Annotated in this window: 15 protein-coding genes and 1 riboswitch; of the genes, 6 read left to right on the top strand and 9 right to left on the bottom strand. The window is 55.3% G+C overall.

What is annotated here, in order from left to right; genetic code table 11:
* Positions 1–2 precede the first annotated feature (2 nt).
* Positions 3–461: a division/cell wall cluster transcriptional repressor MraZ gene (mraZ, locus tag ACUTQW_RS14250; RefSeq protein ID WP_004950128.1), complete on the bottom strand. Its 459-nt coding sequence runs from the start codon at positions 459–461 to the stop codon at positions 3–5.
* An 871-nt stretch (positions 462–1,332) separates the two neighbouring features.
* On the opposite strand from mraZ, the gene ACUTQW_RS14245 reads away from it, so the two are divergent.
* Positions 1,333–1,773, top strand: coding sequence for an L-alanine exporter AlaE (locus ACUTQW_RS14245; protein ID WP_004950126.1), 441 nt, complete (start codon positions 1,333–1,335; stop codon positions 1,771–1,773).
* Between the two features lie 47 nt (positions 1,774–1,820).
* Here the strand turns inward: ACUTQW_RS14245 and cra are convergent, their stop codons facing one another.
* The 5 genes from cra to leuO all read right to left on the bottom strand — a co-directional run bounded on the left by cra (position 1,821) and on the right by leuO (position 8,791).
* A complete protein-coding gene (cra, locus tag ACUTQW_RS14240) occupies positions 1,821–2,825 on the bottom strand; it encodes a catabolite repressor/activator (protein WP_004950124.1) in 1,005 nt (334 codons plus the stop codon).
* Positions 2,826–3,041: 216 nt separating this feature from the next.
* Entirely contained in the window at positions 3,042–3,533 is a 492-nt protein-coding gene (gene ilvN, locus ACUTQW_RS14235; protein WP_004950121.1) for an acetolactate synthase small subunit, read from the bottom strand.
* Positions 3,534–3,535: 2 nt separating this feature from the next.
* Complete coding sequence (gene ilvI / locus ACUTQW_RS14230) at positions 3,536–5,254, bottom strand: acetolactate synthase 3 large subunit (protein WP_004950120.1); 1,719 nt, start codon at positions 5,252–5,254, stop codon at positions 3,536–3,538.
* Between the two features lie 316 nt (positions 5,255–5,570).
* A complete protein-coding gene (locus ACUTQW_RS14225; RefSeq protein WP_064798653.1) occupies positions 5,571–7,379 on the bottom strand; it encodes an AMP-dependent synthetase/ligase in 1,809 nt (602 codons plus the stop codon).
* A 464-nt stretch (positions 7,380–7,843) separates the two neighbouring features.
* Complete coding sequence (gene leuO, locus ACUTQW_RS14220; protein WP_064798652.1) at positions 7,844–8,791, bottom strand: transcriptional regulator LeuO; 948 nt, start codon at positions 8,789–8,791, stop codon at positions 7,844–7,846.
* A gap of 876 nt (positions 8,792–9,667) precedes the next feature.
* Here leuO and leuA point away from each other — a divergent pair.
* Genes leuA through leuD form a run of 4 tightly spaced genes read left to right on the top strand, consistent with a single transcriptional unit; the run spans position 9,668 to position 14,352 of the window.
* Complete coding sequence (gene leuA, locus ACUTQW_RS14215; protein ID WP_004950113.1) at positions 9,668–11,242, top strand: 2-isopropylmalate synthase; 1,575 nt, start codon at positions 9,668–9,670, stop codon at positions 11,240–11,242.
* Positions 11,243–11,244: 2 nt separating this feature from the next.
* The gene (leuB, locus tag ACUTQW_RS14210) at positions 11,245–12,336 is read left to right on the top strand and encodes a 3-isopropylmalate dehydrogenase (RefSeq protein ID WP_004950110.1); all 1,092 of its coding nucleotides are present in this window, start codon (positions 11,245–11,247) and stop codon (positions 12,334–12,336) included.
* 1 nt (position 12,337) lies between these two features.
* Positions 12,338–13,738: a 3-isopropylmalate dehydratase large subunit gene (gene leuC, locus ACUTQW_RS14205; protein WP_004950109.1), complete on the top strand. Its 1,401-nt coding sequence runs from the start codon at positions 12,338–12,340 to the stop codon at positions 13,736–13,738.
* An 11-nt stretch (positions 13,739–13,749) separates the two neighbouring features.
* Complete coding sequence (leuD, locus tag ACUTQW_RS14200) at positions 13,750–14,352, top strand: 3-isopropylmalate dehydratase small subunit (protein ID WP_020438431.1); 603 nt, start codon at positions 13,750–13,752, stop codon at positions 14,350–14,352.
* A 133-nt stretch (positions 14,353–14,485) separates the two neighbouring features.
* Here the strand turns inward: leuD and ACUTQW_RS14195 are convergent, their stop codons facing one another.
* From ACUTQW_RS14195 to sgrT, 3 genes are all read right to left on the bottom strand, one after another.
* Complete coding sequence (locus ACUTQW_RS14195) at positions 14,486–15,958, bottom strand: anion permease (RefSeq protein ID WP_020438430.1); 1,473 nt, start codon at positions 15,956–15,958, stop codon at positions 14,486–14,488.
* A 142-nt stretch (positions 15,959–16,100) separates the two neighbouring features.
* A complete protein-coding gene (locus ACUTQW_RS14190; RefSeq protein ID WP_020438429.1) occupies positions 16,101–17,306 on the bottom strand; it encodes a sugar efflux transporter in 1,206 nt (401 codons plus the stop codon).
* Positions 17,307–17,689: 383 nt separating this feature from the next.
* Entirely contained in the window at positions 17,690–17,905 is a 216-nt protein-coding gene (gene sgrT / locus ACUTQW_RS14185; RefSeq protein ID WP_020438428.1) for a glucose uptake inhibitor SgrT, read from the bottom strand.
* A gap of 87 nt (positions 17,906–17,992) precedes the next feature.
* Here sgrT and sgrR point away from each other — a divergent pair, with 87 nt between their 5' ends.
* Positions 17,993–19,654 (top strand): HTH-type transcriptional regulator SgrR, encoded by a 1,662-nt coding sequence (gene sgrR / locus ACUTQW_RS14180; RefSeq protein ID WP_006323574.1) that lies wholly within the window; start codon positions 17,993–17,995, stop codon positions 19,652–19,654.
* A 37-nt stretch (positions 19,655–19,691) separates the two neighbouring features.
* Positions 19,692–19,817: riboswitch (TPP riboswitch) on the top strand.
* The last annotated feature ends 35 nt before the right edge of the window (positions 19,818–19,852 follow it).

The following is a 19,852-nucleotide window of genomic DNA, read 5'->3' as shown; positions in this document are numbered from 1 at the left end:
GCTTATAGCGACAAGTCCTGTAGCCGCTCAGACAACGGTTCCTGAGTCGACTGTTCTGCGTCAATATCATCCTTGACTTGTTGATACCAGGTCTGTTCATCCCACAGTTCAAACTTGTTGAACTGCCCGACCAGCATCACTTCTTTTGTAAGCCCGGCGTGTTGACGCAGCGTAGTAGCTAGCAACAACCGACCGGCGCTGTCCATCTGACACTCACTGGCATGCCCCAACAATAAGCGCTGAACGCGGCGCTCTGCGGGATTCATACTCGACAGACGGGATAATTTTTGTTCAATAATTTCCCATTCGGGCAATGGGTAAAGCAGCAGGCAGGACTGATGGAGGTCAATGGTACAGACCATTTGGCCTTGCGATTGCTCGTTCAGCAAATCCCGATAACGGGTGGGTACGGCAAGCCGCCCTTTGCTGTCGAGATTGACCATCGTTGCCCCACGGAACATTCCTGAGCTACCCCTTCATGACCGTTTTCACCACTTTACACCACAAATTCCCACATAAGGGAGTTTACGGAGGGTATGAAAACCTTGTCAAGCCAGAGCGGCGGCGCTTTGGCAATATTTCTCCCGTCATTTTGGGAGCTGACTCGCGAAAGGAACGCTATTTATTCGATGAGTTAAAATTAACATCATGATAAACGGGGATAATTTTCTGAGCGGAAAGAGGGTGATTAAAAACCTGACAAATTGGCGATTAATTAACTCATTACTTCCTTCTGCAATCGATGTCTCATTTTTTAGCTCGGCAATCACAACCCTGTAACCCGCCGTAACCCACACCGGCCAAGGCTCGCCGTTAACTCCGGCCATTGGCGAAATACGGTATAAGCCATTGAGTTAATAACGCTCAACGGTTATTGCACTTCAGGTCGGGCGCTATTTTACTTCAATTAAAGCGTCAGTGATAAGCCAGATGAAAAAATAAATTACTCGGATATTACGAGTCGAGTTATTTTCGATTTAAATCAGCTTGGTAAGATTATTCTCAAAATACCTGTTTACAATTATGGTTTCATTTCCTTACATCATTTATTCCCACAATTTTTGCTGTGAAAATGCACTTTATAATGAAAAAATTCGTAACCATATGTTTTAAATCAAAAAAGTAAAAACCCTCCCGTTTTAATCCCTTCGCGCCAGATTCTACCGCTCTTCCTCAGGATAAAAATCAGCCAAGAGCAATAAATAAAAATATTCAGCTACCCAATAAAAACAAGATAGAGGAGTAAACTATAAAAAACGCAATAAACAAGAATCAACAACCACAATCATCAGTTTTAACAGAACATTAACCAACACTTAAGGAGATTGCACCATGCTTTCGCCTGTCGCTTATTGGCGCAGCGCCGCCGCCGATACTTTTGCACTGGTGGTGTACTGTTTCATCGCCGGAATGGCGATAGAAATTTTGGTTTCCGGCATGAATTTTCAGCAATCGCTCTCCTCCCGCCTGGTGTCGATCCCGGTGAATATCCTGATCGCCTGGCCCTATGGACGCTACCGCGACCTGTTTATTCGCCTTGCGAAGCGCTCTCATCACGGACAATGGTTGCTGCGTAACCTCGCCGACTTGCTGGCGTATGTAAGTTTTCAATCGCCGGTGTACGCCGCCATATTGTGGAGCGTAGGTGCAGACGGGCAGCAAATTATGACTGCGGTGGCCGGAAATGCCGTGGTCTCGATGGCGATGGGCGTGATATATGGCTACTTTCTTGAATACTGCAGAAAGCTGTTCCGGGTCACCGGCTATGTGTAAAGCAGGGAGACAGGCAGGAAACAGCGACGCCGCCCCGCCTGTATTATTTATTTCCGGCTCAGACTACCGCGACGGAACAGATTGCGGCGAATACGCGTCAGGCCCGGTTTAGGTTTACGTGGTTCATCCAGGCTGGCCAACACCAGTTCCAGTACCCGTTCAGCCACATCACGGTGGCGCTGCGCTACCGCCAGCACCGGGCACTCAAGAAAGTCCAGCAGCTCGTGATCGCCGAAAGTGGCGATCGCCAGATCGGTCGGCAAGCGACCCCGCTGTTTCAACGTCACATCCATCACCCCCTGCAACAGAGAGAACGAAGTGGTGAACAACGCCTGCGGCATCGGATGCGTTTTCAACCATTCAGCAAACAGTACGCCGGCAGCCTCGCGTTCATAGCTGTTGGCATACAGATAATCGACAGGCCGTTCGTCGCCCTCCCACGCCTGGCGGAATCCTTGCTCACGCAGGAAACTGACGGACAGCTCAGGCAATGCGCCCAGATACAGCACCGACTCCGCCGGAAAAGTGCGAAGCTCCTGCGCCAGCGCGAAGGAATCCTCTTGGTCGGCTCCCACCACGCTGATGAAATGCTCGCGATCCAGTGCCCGGTCCAGAGCGATGATCGGTAATGGATCTTTGGCCCAGCGCTGATAGAACGGGTGCTCCGGCGGCAAAGCGGTGGAAACGATAATGGCGTCGACCTGGCGTTGCAGCAGGTGTTCGATACAGCGCATTTCGTTATCCGGCTGATCTTCCGAACAGGCAATCAATAGCTGATAACCGCGCTGGCGCGCCTGGCGCTCCAGGTAGTTGGCGATACGGGTATAGCTGGTGTTTTCCAGATCCGGTATCACCAGGCCGATAGAGCGAGTTCGTCCGGCGCGCAATCCTGCCGCGACGGCATTCGGGTGATAGTTATGCTCCCTGACCACGGCCATCACTTTTTCGACGGTTTTATCGCTGACACGATACTGCTTCGCTTTGCCGTTGATGACATAACTGGCCGTGGTGCGCGAAACGCCAGCGAGACGCGCGATTTCATCCAGTTTCACGTTAACCCCTTAATGACGCTGAAAATAGAAGTGAAAGCTATGCTCGGATTAACCATCGCATCCCGTGCGGTTATTCAATCCAGCCTCTGCGATCTAACAGCAGAAAACACTGCCGAGCAACCGCTTTTGCCGAAAGGTGCCAGCAAACAGGCAAAAAACACTGAAAAACAAAAGGCGCAGCCATGCCGCGCCCTCAGATTATGCCAATATCACGTTTCAGCGCATGATTTTATCGCCGCGCGACACGCCGACGACGCCGGAACGCGCCACTTCGACAATTTCAGCCACTTCGCGCACTGCATTAAGAAACGCATCCAGCTTGTCGCTGGTGCCGGCCAGCTGAACGGTGTAAAGCGTCGCCGTGACATCGACAATCTGCCCACGGAAAATATCGGCGCAGCGTTTCACCTCTTCACGGCCATAACCGCTGGCCTGCAGCTTCACCAGCATGATCTCGCGCTCAACATGCGCGCCCTGCACCAGCTCGCTGACGCGCAGCACATCCACCAGCTTATGCAGCTGCTTTTCGATCTGCTCCAGCACTTTCTCATCGCCGACGGTTTGGATGGTCATACGCGACAACGTAGGATCGTCGGTCGGCGCTACCGTCAGACTTTCAATGTTGTAACCACGCTGGGAGAACAACCCCACCACACGCGACAACGCGCCGGATTCGTTTTCCAGCAATACAGATAAAATACGTCGCATGATCAGGTCCTCTCCGTTTTGCTTAACCACATTTCGTCCATGCTTCCGCCGCGGATCTGCATGGGGTAAACATGTTCGGTCTCATCGACGGTGACATCGACAAACACCAGTCGTTCTTTCTCGGCCAACGCCTGCGCCAGTTTGCTTTCCAGTTCATCCGGCGTGCGAATGGCGATGCCTACGTGACCGTAAGCTTCCGCCAGTTTGACGAAATCAGGCAGGGAATCCATATAAGACTGCGAATGGCGACCTGAGTAGATCATGTCCTGCCACTGCTTCACCATGCCCAGATAGCGGTTGTTGAGATTTACCACTATCACCGGCAGGTTGTATTGCAACGCGGTGGAAAGCTCCTGAATGTTCATCTGGATACTGCCATCGCCGGTTACGCACACCACGGTCTCATCAGGCAACGCCAGCTTCACGCCCAGCGCAGCCGGCAGGCCGAAGCCCATGGTGCCCAGCCCACCGGAGTTGATCCAGCGGCGCGGCTTGTCGAACGGATAGTAGAGCGCGGCGAACATCTGGTGCTGGCCCACATCGGAGGTGACGTAAGCATCCCCCTTGGTCAAACGATGCAGGGTTTCGATCACTGCCTGTGGTTTGATGGTACCGCTGTTTTTGTCATAGCCCAGACAGTCGCGCGCGCGCCACTGCTCAATAGACTGCCACCAGTCGCGCAACGCATCGAAGTCCTGCGCCTTATCGTCCTGCGCCAACAGTTCCAGCATCTGGGTCAGCACCTGTTTGGCATCGCCCACGATCGGAATATCGGCATCGACCGTCTTGGAGATCGAGGTAGGATCAATATCGATATGCAGTACGGTGGCATCCGGGCAGTATTTTGCCAGGTTGTTGGTCGTGCGATCGTCAAAACGCACGCCGACGGCGAAAATCACGTCGGAATGGTGCATGGTTTTATTGGCTTCGTAAGTGCCGTGCATGCCGAGCATGCCGACGCTCTGGCGGTGCGTACCGGGGAAGGCACCCAGCCCCATCAGGGTGCAGGTCACCGGCAGATTCAGCTTTTCCGCCAATTCCAGCAGTTCTGCATCGCAAGCCGAGTTGATCGCTCCGCCGCCAACGTACATAACCGGTTTTTTAGCCGCCAAAATGGTTTGCAGCGCGCGTTTTATCTGCCCGCGGTGGCCCTGCACCGTTGGGTTATAGGAGCGCATGCTCACTTCCTGCGGATAGGCGTAAGGCATTCTGACCGCCGGGCCAACGATATCTTTCGGCAGGTCGATCACGACCGGGCCAGGACGGCCGGTCGAGGCCAGATAAAAGGCTTTTTTCAGGATGCCGGGGATATCCTCAGTGCGCTTCACCAGGAAACTGTGCTTCACCACCGGGCGAGAAATCCCGACCATGTCGCACTCCTGGAAGGCGTCATAACCAATCAGCGAGCTTGGAACCTGGCCGGAGAGCACCACCATCGGGATGGAGTCCATATAGGCGGTCGCAATGCCGGTAATCGCATTGGTCGCGCCGGGGCCGGAAGTCACCAGCACCACGCCTACCTCACCGGTAGCGCGCGCATAGCCATCGGCCATATGCACCGCACCCTGCTCATGACGCACCAATATGTGATCGATTCCTCCGACCGTATGCAGGGCGTCGTAGATATCGAGTACCGCCCCGCCCGGATATCCGAATACGTGCTTAACGCCCTGATCGATCAACGATCGAACGACCATCTCGGCTCCTGACAACATCTCCATGGGTTTGCCTCCAGGCTTACTTATTCTTGTCTGGCGCCGGAACGTAGCGCCTGTTGTGGGGCAATGCCCCAAAATTTTTGTGTATTGATTCTAACTGGCTAACATAACGTCAGAGTATTGAGCAGGCAAACGACAAAAAGACTCAGAAATAGAGTGGTTATTGCCATGCGACTGAGGATCGGGGGTTTACAAAAACAATGCACTAGCCGCTGGCGGATCAGGCTAGGCATTGTTTCGGGCAGACAGGGAATTACAGAACTATATCAGGCAAGAATTATGCTGTTTTTTTAGCCGGGTATACTGCCCGGCAGCATCCTTATGCCTGATCCTGGTACATCGAGTCAATTTCATGCTGGTAGCGCTGTAGAATCACCTTCCGGCGCAGCTTCAGCGTGGGGGTGAGTTCACCCAACTCCATCGAAAAGGCCGCCGGCAGCAGAGTAAACTTTTTCACCTGCTCAAAGCGCGCCAGCTCTTTTTGCATGTCGCGCAGACGGCTCTCGAACATTTCTATAATGTGGCTATTACGCAGCAGCTCAAGCCGATCCTGGTATTTCAGGTTAATGGATTTCGCATACTCTTCCAGCGACTCAAAGCTGGGTACGATCAGGGCCGAAACGAATTTACGCGCATCGGCGATGATCGCCACCTGCTCGATAAAACGATCCTGAGCCAACGTGCCTTCAAGCATCTGCGGGGCGATATATTTGCCGCCGGAGGTTTTCATCAAATCCTTCAGTCGCTCGGTAATGAACAGGTTACCCGCCTCGTCAATCGCGCCGGCGTCACCGGTTTTCAGCCAGCCGTCCCCGGTAAAAGAAGCGGTGGTTTCCAGCGGCTTATTGAAATAGCCGCGCATCACGATGGGGCCGCGTACCTGAATCTCATTTTCCTCGCCAATACGCACCTCAACCCCCGGCAAGGGTTTGCCGATAGAGCCAAAGCGGAAATTACCCTCTTCCCAGCAGGAGACGGTGGCGCAGGTCTCGGTCATACCATAACCATATTTGATATTGACGCCCATCGCCTGGAAAAACAGGATGACATTGTCGTCAAGTTTGGCGCCCGCCGCCGGCAAGAAACGCACCTTCCCGCCGAGGATGCCGCGCAGCTTGCTCAGGACCAGCTTGTCGGCCCAGCGGTGGGAAAGGTTGAACAACTTGCCCAGCGGCTTACCGGCGCGCTCCTGCAGGAACTTGCGTTCACCACAGACGATCGCCCAATGGAACAATGCACGACGCAGCCAGGGCGCACGCGCTACCTTTTCATGCACCGCGCTAAAGATTTTTTCGTAGAAACGGGGTACCGCGCACATCAACGTCGGGCGTACCGCCGTCATGGCTTCACGCACCCAGTCAGTATTCGGCAGATACACGTTCTGCGCGCCCGAGTGCATGATGAAGAAGCTCCAGATGCGCTCAAATACGTGTGATATCGGCAGGAAACTGAGGGAGACATCCTCTTCGTTCACCGTTAGCCGCTCGTCGTGCAGATAGAGCTGCGCGGCCAGATTACGGTAATCCAGCATCACCCCTTTTGGCTCGCCGGTGGTGCCGGAGGTGTAGATCAGAGTGAACAGATCCCGCAGATCGCAATCTGCAATACGCTCCCGCCGTTGAGATTCAAAGGCATCAACATCGGCCCCGCGTTCAAAGGCGCTCAGATGCCGGGCAATATCGCACCCGCGCAGATCGACTGCGTCATCGAACACGATGATATGATTCAACTGCGGGCACACACCGCGCAGCGCAATGGCTGCATCCAACTGTGCCTGCTCGCCGACGAACAGGATGCGAATATCCGCATCATTAATAATAAATGCTGCCTGGGCAGGCGTGTTGGTGGCATACAAGGGTACGCTCACCGCCCGAAGTTGCAGGATAGCCAAATCCGCCAGCGACCAAGCCATGCAGTTATTGGCAAAAATCGCGATGCGCTCCTGCACTTCGGACCCCAACGCCAGCAGCGCGCTGGCGATGCGGTTAATGTGGGCGTCGGCCTGTCCCCAGGTCAGTTGTGTCTCGCCATCAGGAGACCATTGGCGAAAAGCTGTGCGATCGGCACGATGGGAAATTTGGTGCTGTATACGATGAGTCAGATGGTATTGCAGCAGATTATTGATCATAGCGCTCTAAGCCTGAAATGAATCAAACAGTTAACCTCGAACAGAGCCTCTGGCCCCGAATCTCAGCTTACACGTGTTTACTTTTTTTCGCGCAGTCTACCTACTCTCAGGCAGCGGGAAAAGAGTTTTCAGCGTAGAAGTGTGAGCCAAAAGGCAGGCTAGCTTCACCACACCCTCAGGTTGGACAGAGCAGCGTTAAAAAGGTTTTATGTCGGGGACAAAATGCGGCCCCTGCGGGCCGTCCATTCAAATCAGTTTAAAACACCAATAAAAATTAAAAAATCAGAATATAAATTCATGTTATTATTTTTCATAAAATAACCATAACAGCTATAGAAAAGTTATTTTATCGCAAAAAACCCAGAAACATCTTAATAAAAACCAAGATAGTTCTTAGCTTTTTATCATGCAAAAAACCTGCTCATATAAATATTATCTTTCTTCAGGGAGAGTATTCCATGGATTTACTCTGGGTTGCCCGCCTCAGTCAGAACGGATTTCATCCATTGATGCCCTTTATCGCGTTCGGACGATTCGTGCCAGGAAAGATAACATGTCGCTTTATTGTCTTCCGCACACAAAGGCACCGCTTTTATCTTCAGTGACGTGGCCTGTTGCCGTACCAGCCATGCCGGTGCGATAGCCACCATTTCCGTCTGGGAGACCATATTTAACACGCTATATAAATCGGTGCACTGCTGAGTCACGGCACGCTGCATGGCTTCTTCGATATAATAAGGCTTGCTGAAAGATCCAAAGCTTTCCAGCGAGACCACGGCATGTTGCTCAAATAAAGCTTGCTCCGGTGTAAGACTCGCAGTCATTCTCGGGTGCGCCTGCGCGACAGCCAGCACCAGTTCATCGTCGAACAGCGCCAAACTGCGAAACTCCGCCGACTCAAATCGACTGTAGCCAATAACGAACTCAACATCCTGATAACGCAATTGATGCTCAATATTATTGTTAATGTATGACTTTACTTGCAAATTAAGCTGCGGGGCTATCTGTTTGACGTGGTTGATTATCTTGGCTCCCAACCGTAAGTCGAGCGGGCTGCAGAGGGATAGCGAGAAAGCCCGTATACTGGTAAAGGGTTCGAACTCTGAGCCGGGCAGTTCATTTTGCACCAATTGCAGTGCCTGACGTACCGGCCCGAATAACTGTCTGGCCCGCATCGTGGGCTGGATCCCCCGCCCGCTGCGCACAAACAGCTCATCATTGAACATCACCTTCAGGCGCGCAACCGCGTTGCTCACCGCCGGCTGCGACATCCCTAATGAAGTAGCGGCTCGCGTAATATTCTGCATTTGCATCACGGCGTCAAAAACAGTCAGCAAATTAAGATCGACGCTGCGCAAATGAATGTCCGCAGGCTCTTTAACCATGGCAATTTCTGAATCATATTCAGCCATATATCACTCCACTAAATCCTGTGTAGATAATCTTATCGCTGTGCAAGACAAACAATGTGAAGCCGTTTGTTTTATTCCCGCAAGACAAGATCGGTTATTCCTTCAATCAAACGACAGAAACCCTTGCTATACCGCCGTGGCGAAAAACGCATATAAGGTGCGTATCAGAGACTTCCACCGTTACGGGGGAAGAACGGCGACAATACAGTACTAATAAATAGGTAGATAAAATAATGAATACTGTTTAGCAACGAAGTTTCGATTATAAGCCAAGCGATAAAAACATATCACAACCGTCTAGAATATACGTTTAGCCGATGCAAAAATGCACCATCTTGTTATCTGTCCTTTCTACCAATAAATAAACTATATATATTTAAATGAAACCATTTACAAAAAAAATGGTATGTACTTTGTCCTTCGGTTGTCAGACATCGTTATCGCTTCAACGCAAATTTTAACCCAATGAGATACAGAAGCAATTGCCGCCGCATACATTCGATTAATTTATGCTAAGCAATGCGCAAAACACCCCCCGTTTTTCCACTAACCCTGCGAATTTTTACCGAATTATCCTCTGCGAGCACTTTTACCCAATTTCCTGACAAGGGGTTCGCACCCTATTCAATCAGATGTTGACATCGCCAGGCCAATAACGTATCAAATTAGGAACGACACAATTTTAAGAGAAGCTGAACCCTCATGATCCGTACTCACCGTCTACTAAGCCTACTACTTAACGCATCTTCTTTGCGCGGTATGCTGGTGGACGGAGTTCAGAGCTGATTCAGTCCCTCACTCATAACAAACCCGCGCTACTGCGCGGGTTTTTTTTTACCCGCTTAGCGTGAAATAAACACGATAAGGAACGCCCTGATGAGCCAACAAGTCATTATTTTCGATACCACGCTGCGTGATGGTGAACAAGCGCTGCAAGCCAGTCTGAGCGTAAAAGAGAAGATTCAGATAGCCATGGCGCTGGAGAGAATGGGCGTCGACGTAATGGAAGTCGGTTTCCCGGTCTCCTCTCCGGGTGATTTTGAATCGGTGCAGACCATCGCCCGTCAGATCAAAAACAGCCGCGTATGTGGCCTGGCCCGCTGCGTGGATAACGATATCGACGTCGCCGCCGAAGCGCTGCGCGTTGCCGAGGCCTTCCGTATTCACGTGTTCCTGGCTACATCCACTCTGCACATTGAATCCAAGTTGAAGCGCTCTTTCGATGAAGTGCTGGAAATGGCGGTACGCTCGGTGAAGCGCGCCCGCAATTACACCGACGACGTGGAGTTCTCTTGCGAAGACGCAGGCCGGACGCCAATCGATAATCTGTGCCGCGTAGTGGAAGCCGCCATCAACGCCGGCGCCACCACCATCAATATCCCGGACACCGTCGGCTACACCACGCCGAACCAGTTCGGCGGCATCATCACCACCCTGTATGACCGCGTACCGAACATTGATAAAGCCATTATTTCGGTCCACTGCCACGACGATCTGGGCATGGCGGTCGGCAACTCCATCGCCGCCGTGCAGGCGGGCGCTCGTCAGGTCGAAGGCACGCTGAACGGCATAGGTGAACGCGCCGGCAATACCTCGCTGGAAGAAGTGATCATGGCGATCAAAGTGCGCCAGGACATCATGAACGTGCACACCAACATTAATCACCAGGAAATCTTCCGCACCAGCCAGTTGGTCAGCCAGCTGTGCAACATGCCGATTCCGGCCAACAAAGCGATCGTGGGTTCCAATGCCTTCGCCCACTCCTCCGGCATTCATCAGGACGGCGTGCTGAAGAACCGTGAAAACTACGAAATCATGTCGCCGCAGACCATAGGTCTGAAAGACGTGCAGTTGAACCTGACCTCCCGTTCCGGCCGCGCTGCGGTAAAACACCGCATGGAAGAGATGGGCTATAAGGAACAGGACTACAACCTGGATACCCTGTACACGGCGTTCCTGAAACTGGCCGACAAGAAAGGCCAGGTATTCGATTACGATCTGGAGGCTTTAGCCTTCATTAACAAGCAGCAGGAAGAGCCGGAGCACTACAGCCTGGGCTATTTCAGCGTGCAGTCCGGCACCAACATCATGGCCACCGCCTCGGTGAAACTGATCTGCGGCGATGAAGAAAAAGCCGAAGCGGCAACCGGCAACGGCCCGGTCGACGCGGTTTATCAGGCCATCAATCGCATTACCGACTACCCGATCGAATTAGTGAAGTATCAACTGACCGCCAAAGGCCAGGGCCGCGACGCTCTGGGCCAGGTTGATATCGTGGTGTCCTACAACGGCCGCCGCTTCCACGGCGTGGGTCTGGCGACCGACATCGTGGAATCCTCCGCCAAGGCGATGGTTCACGTATTGAATAATATTTGGCGCTCCCAGCAGGTAGAAAAAGAAAAACAGCGTCTGCAGCAAAGCAAACATCAAAATAATCAGGAAACGGTGTGAACATGACGAAGACTTACCATATTGCCGTCTTGCCCGGAGACGGAATCGGCCCGGAAGTAATGGCTCAGGCGCACAAAGTGTTGGACGCCGTGCGTCAGCGCTTTGATATCCGCATCACCACCAGCGAATACGACGTCGGCGGCATTGCCATCGATCGCCACGGCAGCCCGTTGCCGCAGGCCACCCTCAGCGGGTGCGAGCAGGCCGATGCGATCCTGTTCGGCTCGGTGGGCGGCCCGAAATGGGAACACCTGCCGCCGGCAGAACAGCCTGAGCGCGGTGCATTGCTGCCGTTACGCAAGCACTTCAAACTGTTCAGCAACCTGCGTCCGGCCCGCCTGTACCAAGGGTTGGAAGAATTCTGTCCGCTGCGCGCCGACATCGCCGCCCGCGGTTTTGACATCCTGTGCGTGCGTGAGTTGACCGGCGGTATCTACTTCGGCCAACCGAAAGGCCGTGAAGGCCAGGGCATGCAGGAACGCGCTTTCGATACCGAGGTGTATCACCGCTTCGAGATCGAACGCATTGCGCGCATCGCCTTTGAGTCCGCACGCAAACGCCGTAACAAAGTGACCTCTATCGATAAGGCCAACGTGCTGCAAAGCTCCATTCTATGGCGTGAAGTGGTGAACCAGGTTGCCAAAGACTATCCGGACGTGTCGCTGTCGCATATGTATATCGACAACGCCACCATGCAGTTGATTAAAGACCCGTCTCAGTTCGACGTGTTGCTGTGCTCCAACCTGTTCGGCGATATTTTGTCCGACGAATGCGCGATGATCACCGGTTCGATGGGTATGCTGCCTTCCGCCAGCCTGAACGAACAGGGCTTTGGTCTGTATGAGCCTGCGGGCGGTTCTGCGCCGGATATCGCGGGTAAAGGCATCGCCAACCCGATCGCCCAGATCCTGTCCGCCACCCTGTTGCTGCGTTACAGCCTGGGGGCGTCTGAGGCGGCCGACGCCATTGAGCGCGCCATCAACCAGGCGCTGGAACAAGGTTACCGCACCGCCGATCTGGCCGGTGAGGGTAAAGCCATCAGCACCGATGAAATGGGTGACATCATCGCCCGCTTTGTAGCTCAGGGGGCATAACATGTCGAAAACGTTATATCAGAAATTATACGATGCCCACGTGGTGTACGAAGCGCCGAACGAAACGCCGCTGTTGTATATCGATCGCCATCTGGTGCACGAAGTCACTTCTCCGCAGGCGTTCGACGGCCTGCGCGCCATGGGCCGCAAAGTACGCCAGCCGGGCAAGACCTTTGCCACCATGGACCACAACGTGTCCACCCAGACCAAAGACATTAACGCCAGCGGCGAGATGGCCCGCATTCAGATGCAGGAACTGATCAAAAACTGCGCTGAGTTCGGCGTTTCGCTGTATGACCTGAACCACCCGTTCCAGGGCATCGTGCACGTTATCGGCCCAGAGCAGGGCATGACGCTGCCGGGCATGACCATCGTCTGTGGCGACTCCCATACCGCCACCCACGGCGCCTTCGGTTCGTTGGCGTTTGGGATCGGCACCTCGGAAGTGGAGCACGTGCTGGCGACCCAGACCCTGAAGCAGGGCCGCGCCAAGACCATGAAAATCGAAGTGACCGGCGTCGCTGCGGAAGGCATCACCGCCAAGGACATCGTACTGGCGGTAATCGGTAAAACCGGCAGTGCCGGCGGCACCGGCCACGTGGTGGAGTTCTGCGGCAAGGCGATTGAAGCGCTGAGCATGGAAGGCCGCATGACGCTGTGCAACATGGCGATCGAAATGGGCGCCAAAGCGGGCCTGGTCGCGCCGGACGACACCACCTTTGATTATCTGAAAGGCCGCCAGTTTGCGCCTACCGGCGAGAACTGGGAACAAGGCGTCGCTTACTGGCGCACGCTGAAATCCGACGACGATGCCAAATTCGACACCGTAGTAACCCTGCGCGCCGAAGACATCGCGCCACAGGTGACCTGGGGCACCAACCCTGGGCAAGTGATCGCCGTCAATCAGGCGATCCCGGCACCGGAATCCTTTAGCGATCCGGTCGAGCGCGCCTCAGCCGAGAAGGCGTTGGCCTATATGGATCTGAAGCCGGGCATTAAGCTGACTGAAGTGCCGATCGACAAAGTGTTTATCGGCTCCTGTACCAACTCGCGCATCGAAGATCTGCGTGCGGCGGCGGCGATTGCCAAAGGGCGCAAAGTCGCCAACGGCGTTCAGGCCATCGTGGTGCCGGGTTCCGGCCCGGTAAAAGCGCAGGCGGAAGCCGAAGGTCTGGACAAGATCTTTATTGAAGCCGGTTTTGAATGGCGTTTGCCGGGTTGCTCCATGTGCCTGGCGATGAACAACGACCGCCTGAATCCGGGCGAACGCTGCGCATCCACCAGCAACCGTAACTTCGAAGGGCGTCAGGGCCGAGGTGGGCGCACCCACCTGGTCAGCCCGGCAATGGCCGCTGCCGCTGCCGTTGCCGGCCATTTCGCCGATATCCGTGATATTCACTAAGGGGCACTACCGTGGCTAAATTTACTCAACATACCGGTTTAGTGGTGCCTTTGGATGCGGCCAACGTCGACACCGACGCCATTATTCCAAAACAGTTTTTGCAGAAAGTCACCCGCACGGGTTTCGGCCAGCACCTGTTCAACGACTGGCGCTTTTTGGATGACGCCGGCCAGCAACCGAACCCGGAGTTTGTGCTGAACAAGCCGCGCTACAAAGGGGCCAGCATCCTGTTGGCGCGTGAGAATTTCGGCTGCGGCTCCTCACGCGAGCATGCGCCCTGGGCGCTGACCGACTACGGCTTCAAAGTGGTGATAGCGCCAAGCTTCGCCGATATCTTCTACAGCAACTCATTCAACAACCAACTGCTGCCGGTGACACTGAGCGAACAGGACGTGGATACGCTGTTCAAGCTGGTGGCTGAAAACGAAGGTACCGAGTTTGTGGTGGATTTGGAAAATCAGACGGTGAATGCCGGTGGAAAAAGCTATCCGTTCGAGATCGACAGCTTCCGCCGCCACTGCATGATCCACGGGTTGGACAGCATCGGTCTCACGCTGCAGCACGAAGCGGACATCTCCCGCTACGAGGCACAGCAGCCGGCGTTTCTGAACTGATCACCTTCCAATACCCTAAATAATTGGAGCTGCGGCAAGGCGGCGAGTGAGTAAATCCCCTGGAGCTTGGCTAACCAAGTGACAGGGGTGCGCTTACTCAGCCAACACAGCGGCAGCTCCAAGTATGACGGGGTTACCAGTAACCCAGCCACTTCCACCATGCTCCGCCGATCAGGATCCAGATCAGCAGGTTAACCACGCTCACCACAAAGCCGGTTTTCCACCATTCTCCCAGCGTCACGTAACCGGAACCGAAGACAATAGGCGCGGTGCCGGTACCGTAATGGGTCAGCGACATCATCAGTGAAGAGGCGAACGCCAGAATCAACCCCAGCAGCGCCGGCGGTGCGCCCAATGTCATACCGGCGGCCAGGAAGGCGGCAAACATGGCGGTAACGTGAGCGGTGGCGCTGGCGAAGAAATAATGCGAATAGAGATAGATGGCGGTTAGCAAGATGGCACCGCCCACCCAGCTCATGCCCATGTGGTCGATGCCGCTGCCAACGGAGTGCGACAGCCAGTCAATCAGCCCCAGTTTGCCGAGGAAACTGGCCATCATTACCAGCGCGGAGAACCACACCACCGTATCCCAGGCTCCCTTGTGCTTCAGCACGTCCTCCCAGCTCAGCACGCCGGTCGCCAACAGCACCGCCAGGCCTATCAGCGCCGCCGTGGTCGGGTTTACCAGCCAGGCTGGGCCAAAGATCATCGCCGGAATGCCGGCCCACAGCACCAGCAGCAGGGCAAACACCCCTAAAGTGATTTTCTCCGGCAGCGTCACCGGGCCCAACTCTGTGAGTTTTTCCCGCGCAAAACGCGGTGCATCCGGGGTGCTTTTAATTTCCGGCGGGTACAACAGATAGAGCACCAGCGGTATCGCCGCCAGCGAACAGAGCCCCGGCACCAGTGCGGCAAGCGCCCACATTGACCATGACAGTTCCAGGCTGCCGCCGGTGCCTTTGGCGATCAGGCTGACGATCAGAGGGTTAGACGCGGTGGCGGTAATGAACATCGCCGAACTCACCGGGTTGATATTGTAATTCACCAGCGCCAGATAACGGCCAATCTTGCCGGAACTGTTCAGTTCCGGCCGGGATCCGAAGCTGTCGGCGATCGACTTCATTATCGGATGAATAATCCCGCCGCCACGGGCGGTATTGCTCGGGGTCACCGGTGCCAAAGTGAGTTCCGCCAGCGTCAGCGCATAAGCAATGCCCAGCGTCTTTTTACCGAACAGGGAAATGAAATAGTAACCGATCCGCGAGCCCAACCCGGTTTTGTTGAGGCTAAAGGAGATCATGATCGAGAAGCCAATCAGCCAAATCAGCTGATTGGAGAAGCCGCTGAGCGCATCCTCCAGCGCCGCACCCGGCTTGCCGGGATTAGTCACCCCGGTGATTGCCACCAGCGCGATGGCCACCACCGAAACGGCGCCGATCGGCATCGCCTTGCCGATGATGGAGATGATGGTGCCGATAAACAGCGCCAGCAGATGCCAGGCGTTGGGCGCAACCCCTTCAGGAACCGGGATGACAAACCAAATAAGCAAAACGGCGGCAACGGCACACAGAGAGGGGACGGGTTTGAGCGGTGTTAGTTTGTCCATGGCATACCCAAATGGTCTAAACGGATCGGCATCTCAGCAGCAAGATGGGCAAGAGCGCCGCAATCGCGCTCCGGGTCCGTATAGCTTGGGGTTCTGGCGTAATGTTCTCAATGACATGCGTCAATGTTAATGACGTTAGCGTTTACGCTTCTCGTACCCGAACACTGATCCACAGCGCCACCACCGCCAGGGCCGTCGCCAGCCAGTAAACCGCATAGTGCCCCAGATTTTCCACCAGCGCGCCTTGCAGCACGCCGGCCAGGATCACCCCGGTGGAAATGCTGTTGGTAAACAAGGTCGTCGCCGCACCCGGCCGCCCGGGCATCAGATCCTGGAAATAGAGCATACCTATACCGGCGATGATGCCGATGAATATGGCGTTGAACAGTTGCAAGACCATCAGCGCCAGCTTGAATTTAAACACCGCCAATCCGGCATAAAACAGGATGCCGGCCGCCACGGCAAACAGCATCATATTGCGCTTGCCGAAACGTTTGACGTAATAACCGGCCAGCAGCATCGCCGGGATCTCCAGCCCGGCTGCCGTGCCCATCAACAAGCCCGCAAGGTTCTCCGGCAGGCCCAGATCGGCGGTAATGTACAGCGGCATATCGATGATGTACAGGGTGTTGCAAGTCCACATCAGCATAGAGGCGATGAACAACAACCGCACATCGCGGTTTCGCCAGGCGCTGGCGGACGCTATCGGGGCCGAAGGCCCACCGTCCAGCGCATAGCCCTGCTCCGCCGGCGGGGGGCGCGGTACCGAAGGCAAGGTAAACCACACCAGCAAGGCACAGATCGCGAAAGTGGCGGCGGCGATCCCAAACATCCAGGTAAAGCCGTAGTTCAACGCCAGCGTGAACGCCAGGGGGGGACCGATCACCCACGCCAGCGACAGCTGCGCACGCATGACCGAGCTGAACATCACCACTTCGCGCGCCGAGCTGTCGGCATACTCCCGCGCCAGCGCGAAAATCTGCGGCATGGCAGTATTGGCAATCGCCGACATCAGCACCCCGGCGGTGATCAGCGTCAGGTAATCGCGGTTGAAGGCAAACAACAGGCTGTTGCCGACCGCCATCAGGCAGCACACCAGGATCAACGTGCGCCGGTCACCGCGCGTATCCGAACGCTTGGCCAGCAGAAAACTGACGGCGATGCCGGCAATGGCGTTAACGGTGTAGAACAACCCCACCCACAGCGGCCGTACCTTGACTTCGGTGGTCAGGAACAGGCTCAGCGTCGGTGCCATCAGCGCCCCGGCGATCCCGGAAAGAAAAGCAACCAGCAGGAATGCGGCAAAGATGGGATTAAAGCGGCGCGGCAACCAGTACAGTCGTTTCATATCTTCGTCCCTGCCCCTAAAGCGGAAGACAAAACCTTAGGCTACGGTGAAAAAATTGCAAGAACATCACCGCGACCAATAATAAAAAAACCAGTGGGTATGACCCCACTGGCTGGTGAACAACACCATTACTCAGAAACATTTTTGCTACCGCAACCTCAGAGGTGCTCGCGGTATTGCTTGTCCGTCATATCGAGGCTACGCCCCACCGTTGCACGTGAGCGCCGCTGGCGGTCATTTGGGCGTGCAGCAAGGCGCGTGTCGTGAGGTTTGGTGGGCCAAATAAGCGGCGCGCAACACAGATGTGCGCTCAAATGGCCCCAGCCCTTCGGGTCGCGCCCCAAAAACCCGTTTTCTGTGTTGGCGGGCTTGCCCATAGCCCACTATGGGCTGCTCCCTTCGTCGGGATAACGGGCTTTTGGGTCTGCGACGGCACCACGGTCAACGGTGGGGCGTAGCCTAAGATCCCACTGGATCAGGTGAGCCAGCATCTCCAGGCGCGCCTGTTCAGGCACCAGGCCCAGCCAGTCGGCGTGCTGGCGGCGCACCGCGCTGAAGTAGCGCTGATAGAACTGTTTTGACAAGAAAGCCTTCATCATTCGCCCTCCCCCTTTCATTGATGAAAATTATCGGCGTAATATGGGGAAAGATAAATTGATGAGTTGATGCCGGAGTGTTCCTCTTTTATGTCTACCTCACGTTTGCAACAACAGTTCATTCGCCTGTGGCAGCGCTGCCACGGCGAGACCACCGACACCACGCTGCAAGAGTTGGCCGAAGTGCTCACTTGCTCGCGCCGTCACGTGCGTTCATTACTCGGCGCCATGCAACAGCAAGGGTGGCTGACCTGGCAGGCGGAATCGGGGCGCGGCAAGCGCTCGCGGCTGACCTTCCACTATACCGGCCTGGCCCTGCAGCAGCAGCGGGCAGAAGAGCTGCTGGAGCAAGACCGCATCGATCAACTGGTGCAACTGGTCGGCGATAAAAACGTGGTACGGCAGATGCTGTTGTCCCAGCTTGGCCGCAGTTTCCGGCAAGGTAAACATATCCTGCGCGTGCTCTACTATCGCCAACTGTACAACCTGCTGCCCGGCTCGGCGTTGCGCCGTTCGGAAATTCACCTGGCCCGGCAGATTTTCAGCGGCCTGACGCGGATAAACGAGGAAAACGGGGAACTGGAGTCGGACCTGTCGCATCACTGGCAGCCGCTGACGCCTTTGCACTGGCGTTTTTATCTGCGCCCGGCGATACATTTTCATCACGGCCGCGAGCTGGAAATGGACGATGTGATTAGCTCCCTCACTCGTCTGATCCCTCAACCGCTGTTTTCGCATATCGAGAGCGTGACCTCACCGACGCCTTTCGTGATTGACGTGCACCTGCACAGCCCCGATTACTGGCTGCCCTGGCTGCTGGGCAGCGTGCCTGCCATGATCCTGCCGCGCGAGTGGCAAAGCATGCCGGAGTTCTCGCGCCATCCTGTGGGCACCGGGCCGTACAGCGTGGTGCGCAACCACCGCAGCCAGATGAAAATTCACGCCTTCGATGACTATTTCGGCTATCGGGCACTGATTGATGAGGTGAATATCTGGGTGTTGCCGGAGCTCACCGAAGAGTTGGTGCATTCCGGCGTGCAGTTGCAGGCGGATGACACCGGCAACAACGAGCTGGAAAGCCGGCTGGAGGAAGGCTGCTATTTCCTGCTGTTCGATCAGCGCTCTCCTTTGGCGGCCGATCCGGCCATTCGCAGTTGGCTGTGCGAGCTGATTAATCCCATCTCGCTGCTGGGCAACGCCGGACCGGTTTATCAACGCTATTGGTCACCGGCCTATGGCATCCTGCCGCGCTGGCATCACAATCGCGCGCTGGCGCAACAACCCAAGCCGGCCGGGCTGAGCGAGTTGACGCTGACCTACTACAGTGAACACTCGGAATTCCACGCCATTCAACAGGCAATTGAACCGCTGCTGGCATTGCACGGGGTGCGACTTAACGTGCAGACGGTGAGCTACGACGCCTGGCATAAAGGAGAAGCCACCAGCGATCTGTGGCTGGGTAGCGCCAACTTCTACCTGCCGCTGGAGTTCTCGCTGTTCGCCACCCTGTATGAGTTGCCATTGATGCAGCACTGCATGAATGAGGATCTCGCCGCAGATGCGGCGCTGTGGCGCGCCAATGCCCTGCCGCTGGCGGATTTTTGCCAACGGTTGGTCAAGGGTCACCAGTTACACCCGCTGTTTCATCATTGGCTGCAACTGCACGGCCAGCGCAGCATGCGCGGTGTGCGAATGAACACCCTTGGCTGGTTTGATTTTAAATCCGCCTGGTTTGCGCCGCCGGAAGCATAAGCGCCTTTCGCCGGCGCCCGTTAATCTCTACAATAGCGCCGTCTCAACGGGGTGCGAAACGGCGGCGGCGCGATGAAAACGCGGCGTGCAGGTTTTGCTGAGAACAAACCCGTCGAACCTGATCCGGTCAATACCGGCGGAGGGATTTGAGCATAGCGACCCGGTTTAATCACCTCGCCCTCAGATACCTTTGCCCCC

The sequence above is a fragment of the Serratia sp. TSA_7 genome (assembly GCF_052692135.1).
The sequence above is the reverse complement of the archived record's forward strand: the minus strand, read 5'-3'. Positions and strand labels throughout refer to the sequence as shown.

Excerpts from the sequence above, each read along its gene's own strand:
- mraZ (WP_004950128.1), bottom strand. The coding sequence starts at position 461 with ATGTTCCGTGGGGCAACGATGGTCAATCTCGACAGCAAAGGGCGGCTT.
- sgrT (WP_020438428.1), bottom strand. The coding sequence starts at position 17,905 with ATGATGAAGGCTTTCTTGTCAAAACAGTTCTATCAGCGCTACTTCAGC.
- ACUTQW_RS14245 (WP_004950126.1), top strand. The coding sequence starts at position 1,333 with ATGCTTTCGCCTGTCGCTTATTGGCGCAGCGCCGCCGCCGATACTTTT.
- leuB (WP_004950110.1), top strand. The coding sequence starts at position 11,245 with ATGACGAAGACTTACCATATTGCCGTCTTGCCCGGAGACGGAATCGGC.
- ilvN (WP_004950121.1), bottom strand. The coding sequence starts at position 3,533 with ATGCGACGTATTTTATCTGTATTGCTGGAAAACGAATCCGGCGCGTTG.
- ACUTQW_RS14195 (WP_020438430.1), bottom strand. The coding sequence starts at position 15,958 with ATGGACAAACTAACACCGCTCAAACCCGTCCCCTCTCTGTGTGCCGTT.
- sgrR (WP_006323574.1), top strand. The coding sequence starts at position 17,993 with ATGTCTACCTCACGTTTGCAACAACAGTTCATTCGCCTGTGGCAGCGC.
- ilvI (WP_004950120.1), bottom strand. The coding sequence starts at position 5,254 with ATGGAGATGTTGTCAGGAGCCGAGATGGTCGTTCGATCGTTGATCGAT.
- ACUTQW_RS14190 (WP_020438429.1), bottom strand. The coding sequence starts at position 17,306 with ATGAAACGACTGTACTGGTTGCCGCGCCGCTTTAATCCCATCTTTGCC.
- ACUTQW_RS14225 (WP_064798653.1), bottom strand. The coding sequence starts at position 7,379 with ATGATCAATAATCTGCTGCAATACCATCTGACTCATCGTATACAGCAC.
- leuO (WP_064798652.1), bottom strand. The coding sequence starts at position 8,791 with ATGGCTGAATATGATTCAGAAATTGCCATGGTTAAAGAGCCTGCGGAC.
- leuA (WP_004950113.1), top strand. The coding sequence starts at position 9,668 with ATGAGCCAACAAGTCATTATTTTCGATACCACGCTGCGTGATGGTGAA.
- leuC (WP_004950109.1), top strand. The coding sequence starts at position 12,338 with ATGTCGAAAACGTTATATCAGAAATTATACGATGCCCACGTGGTGTAC.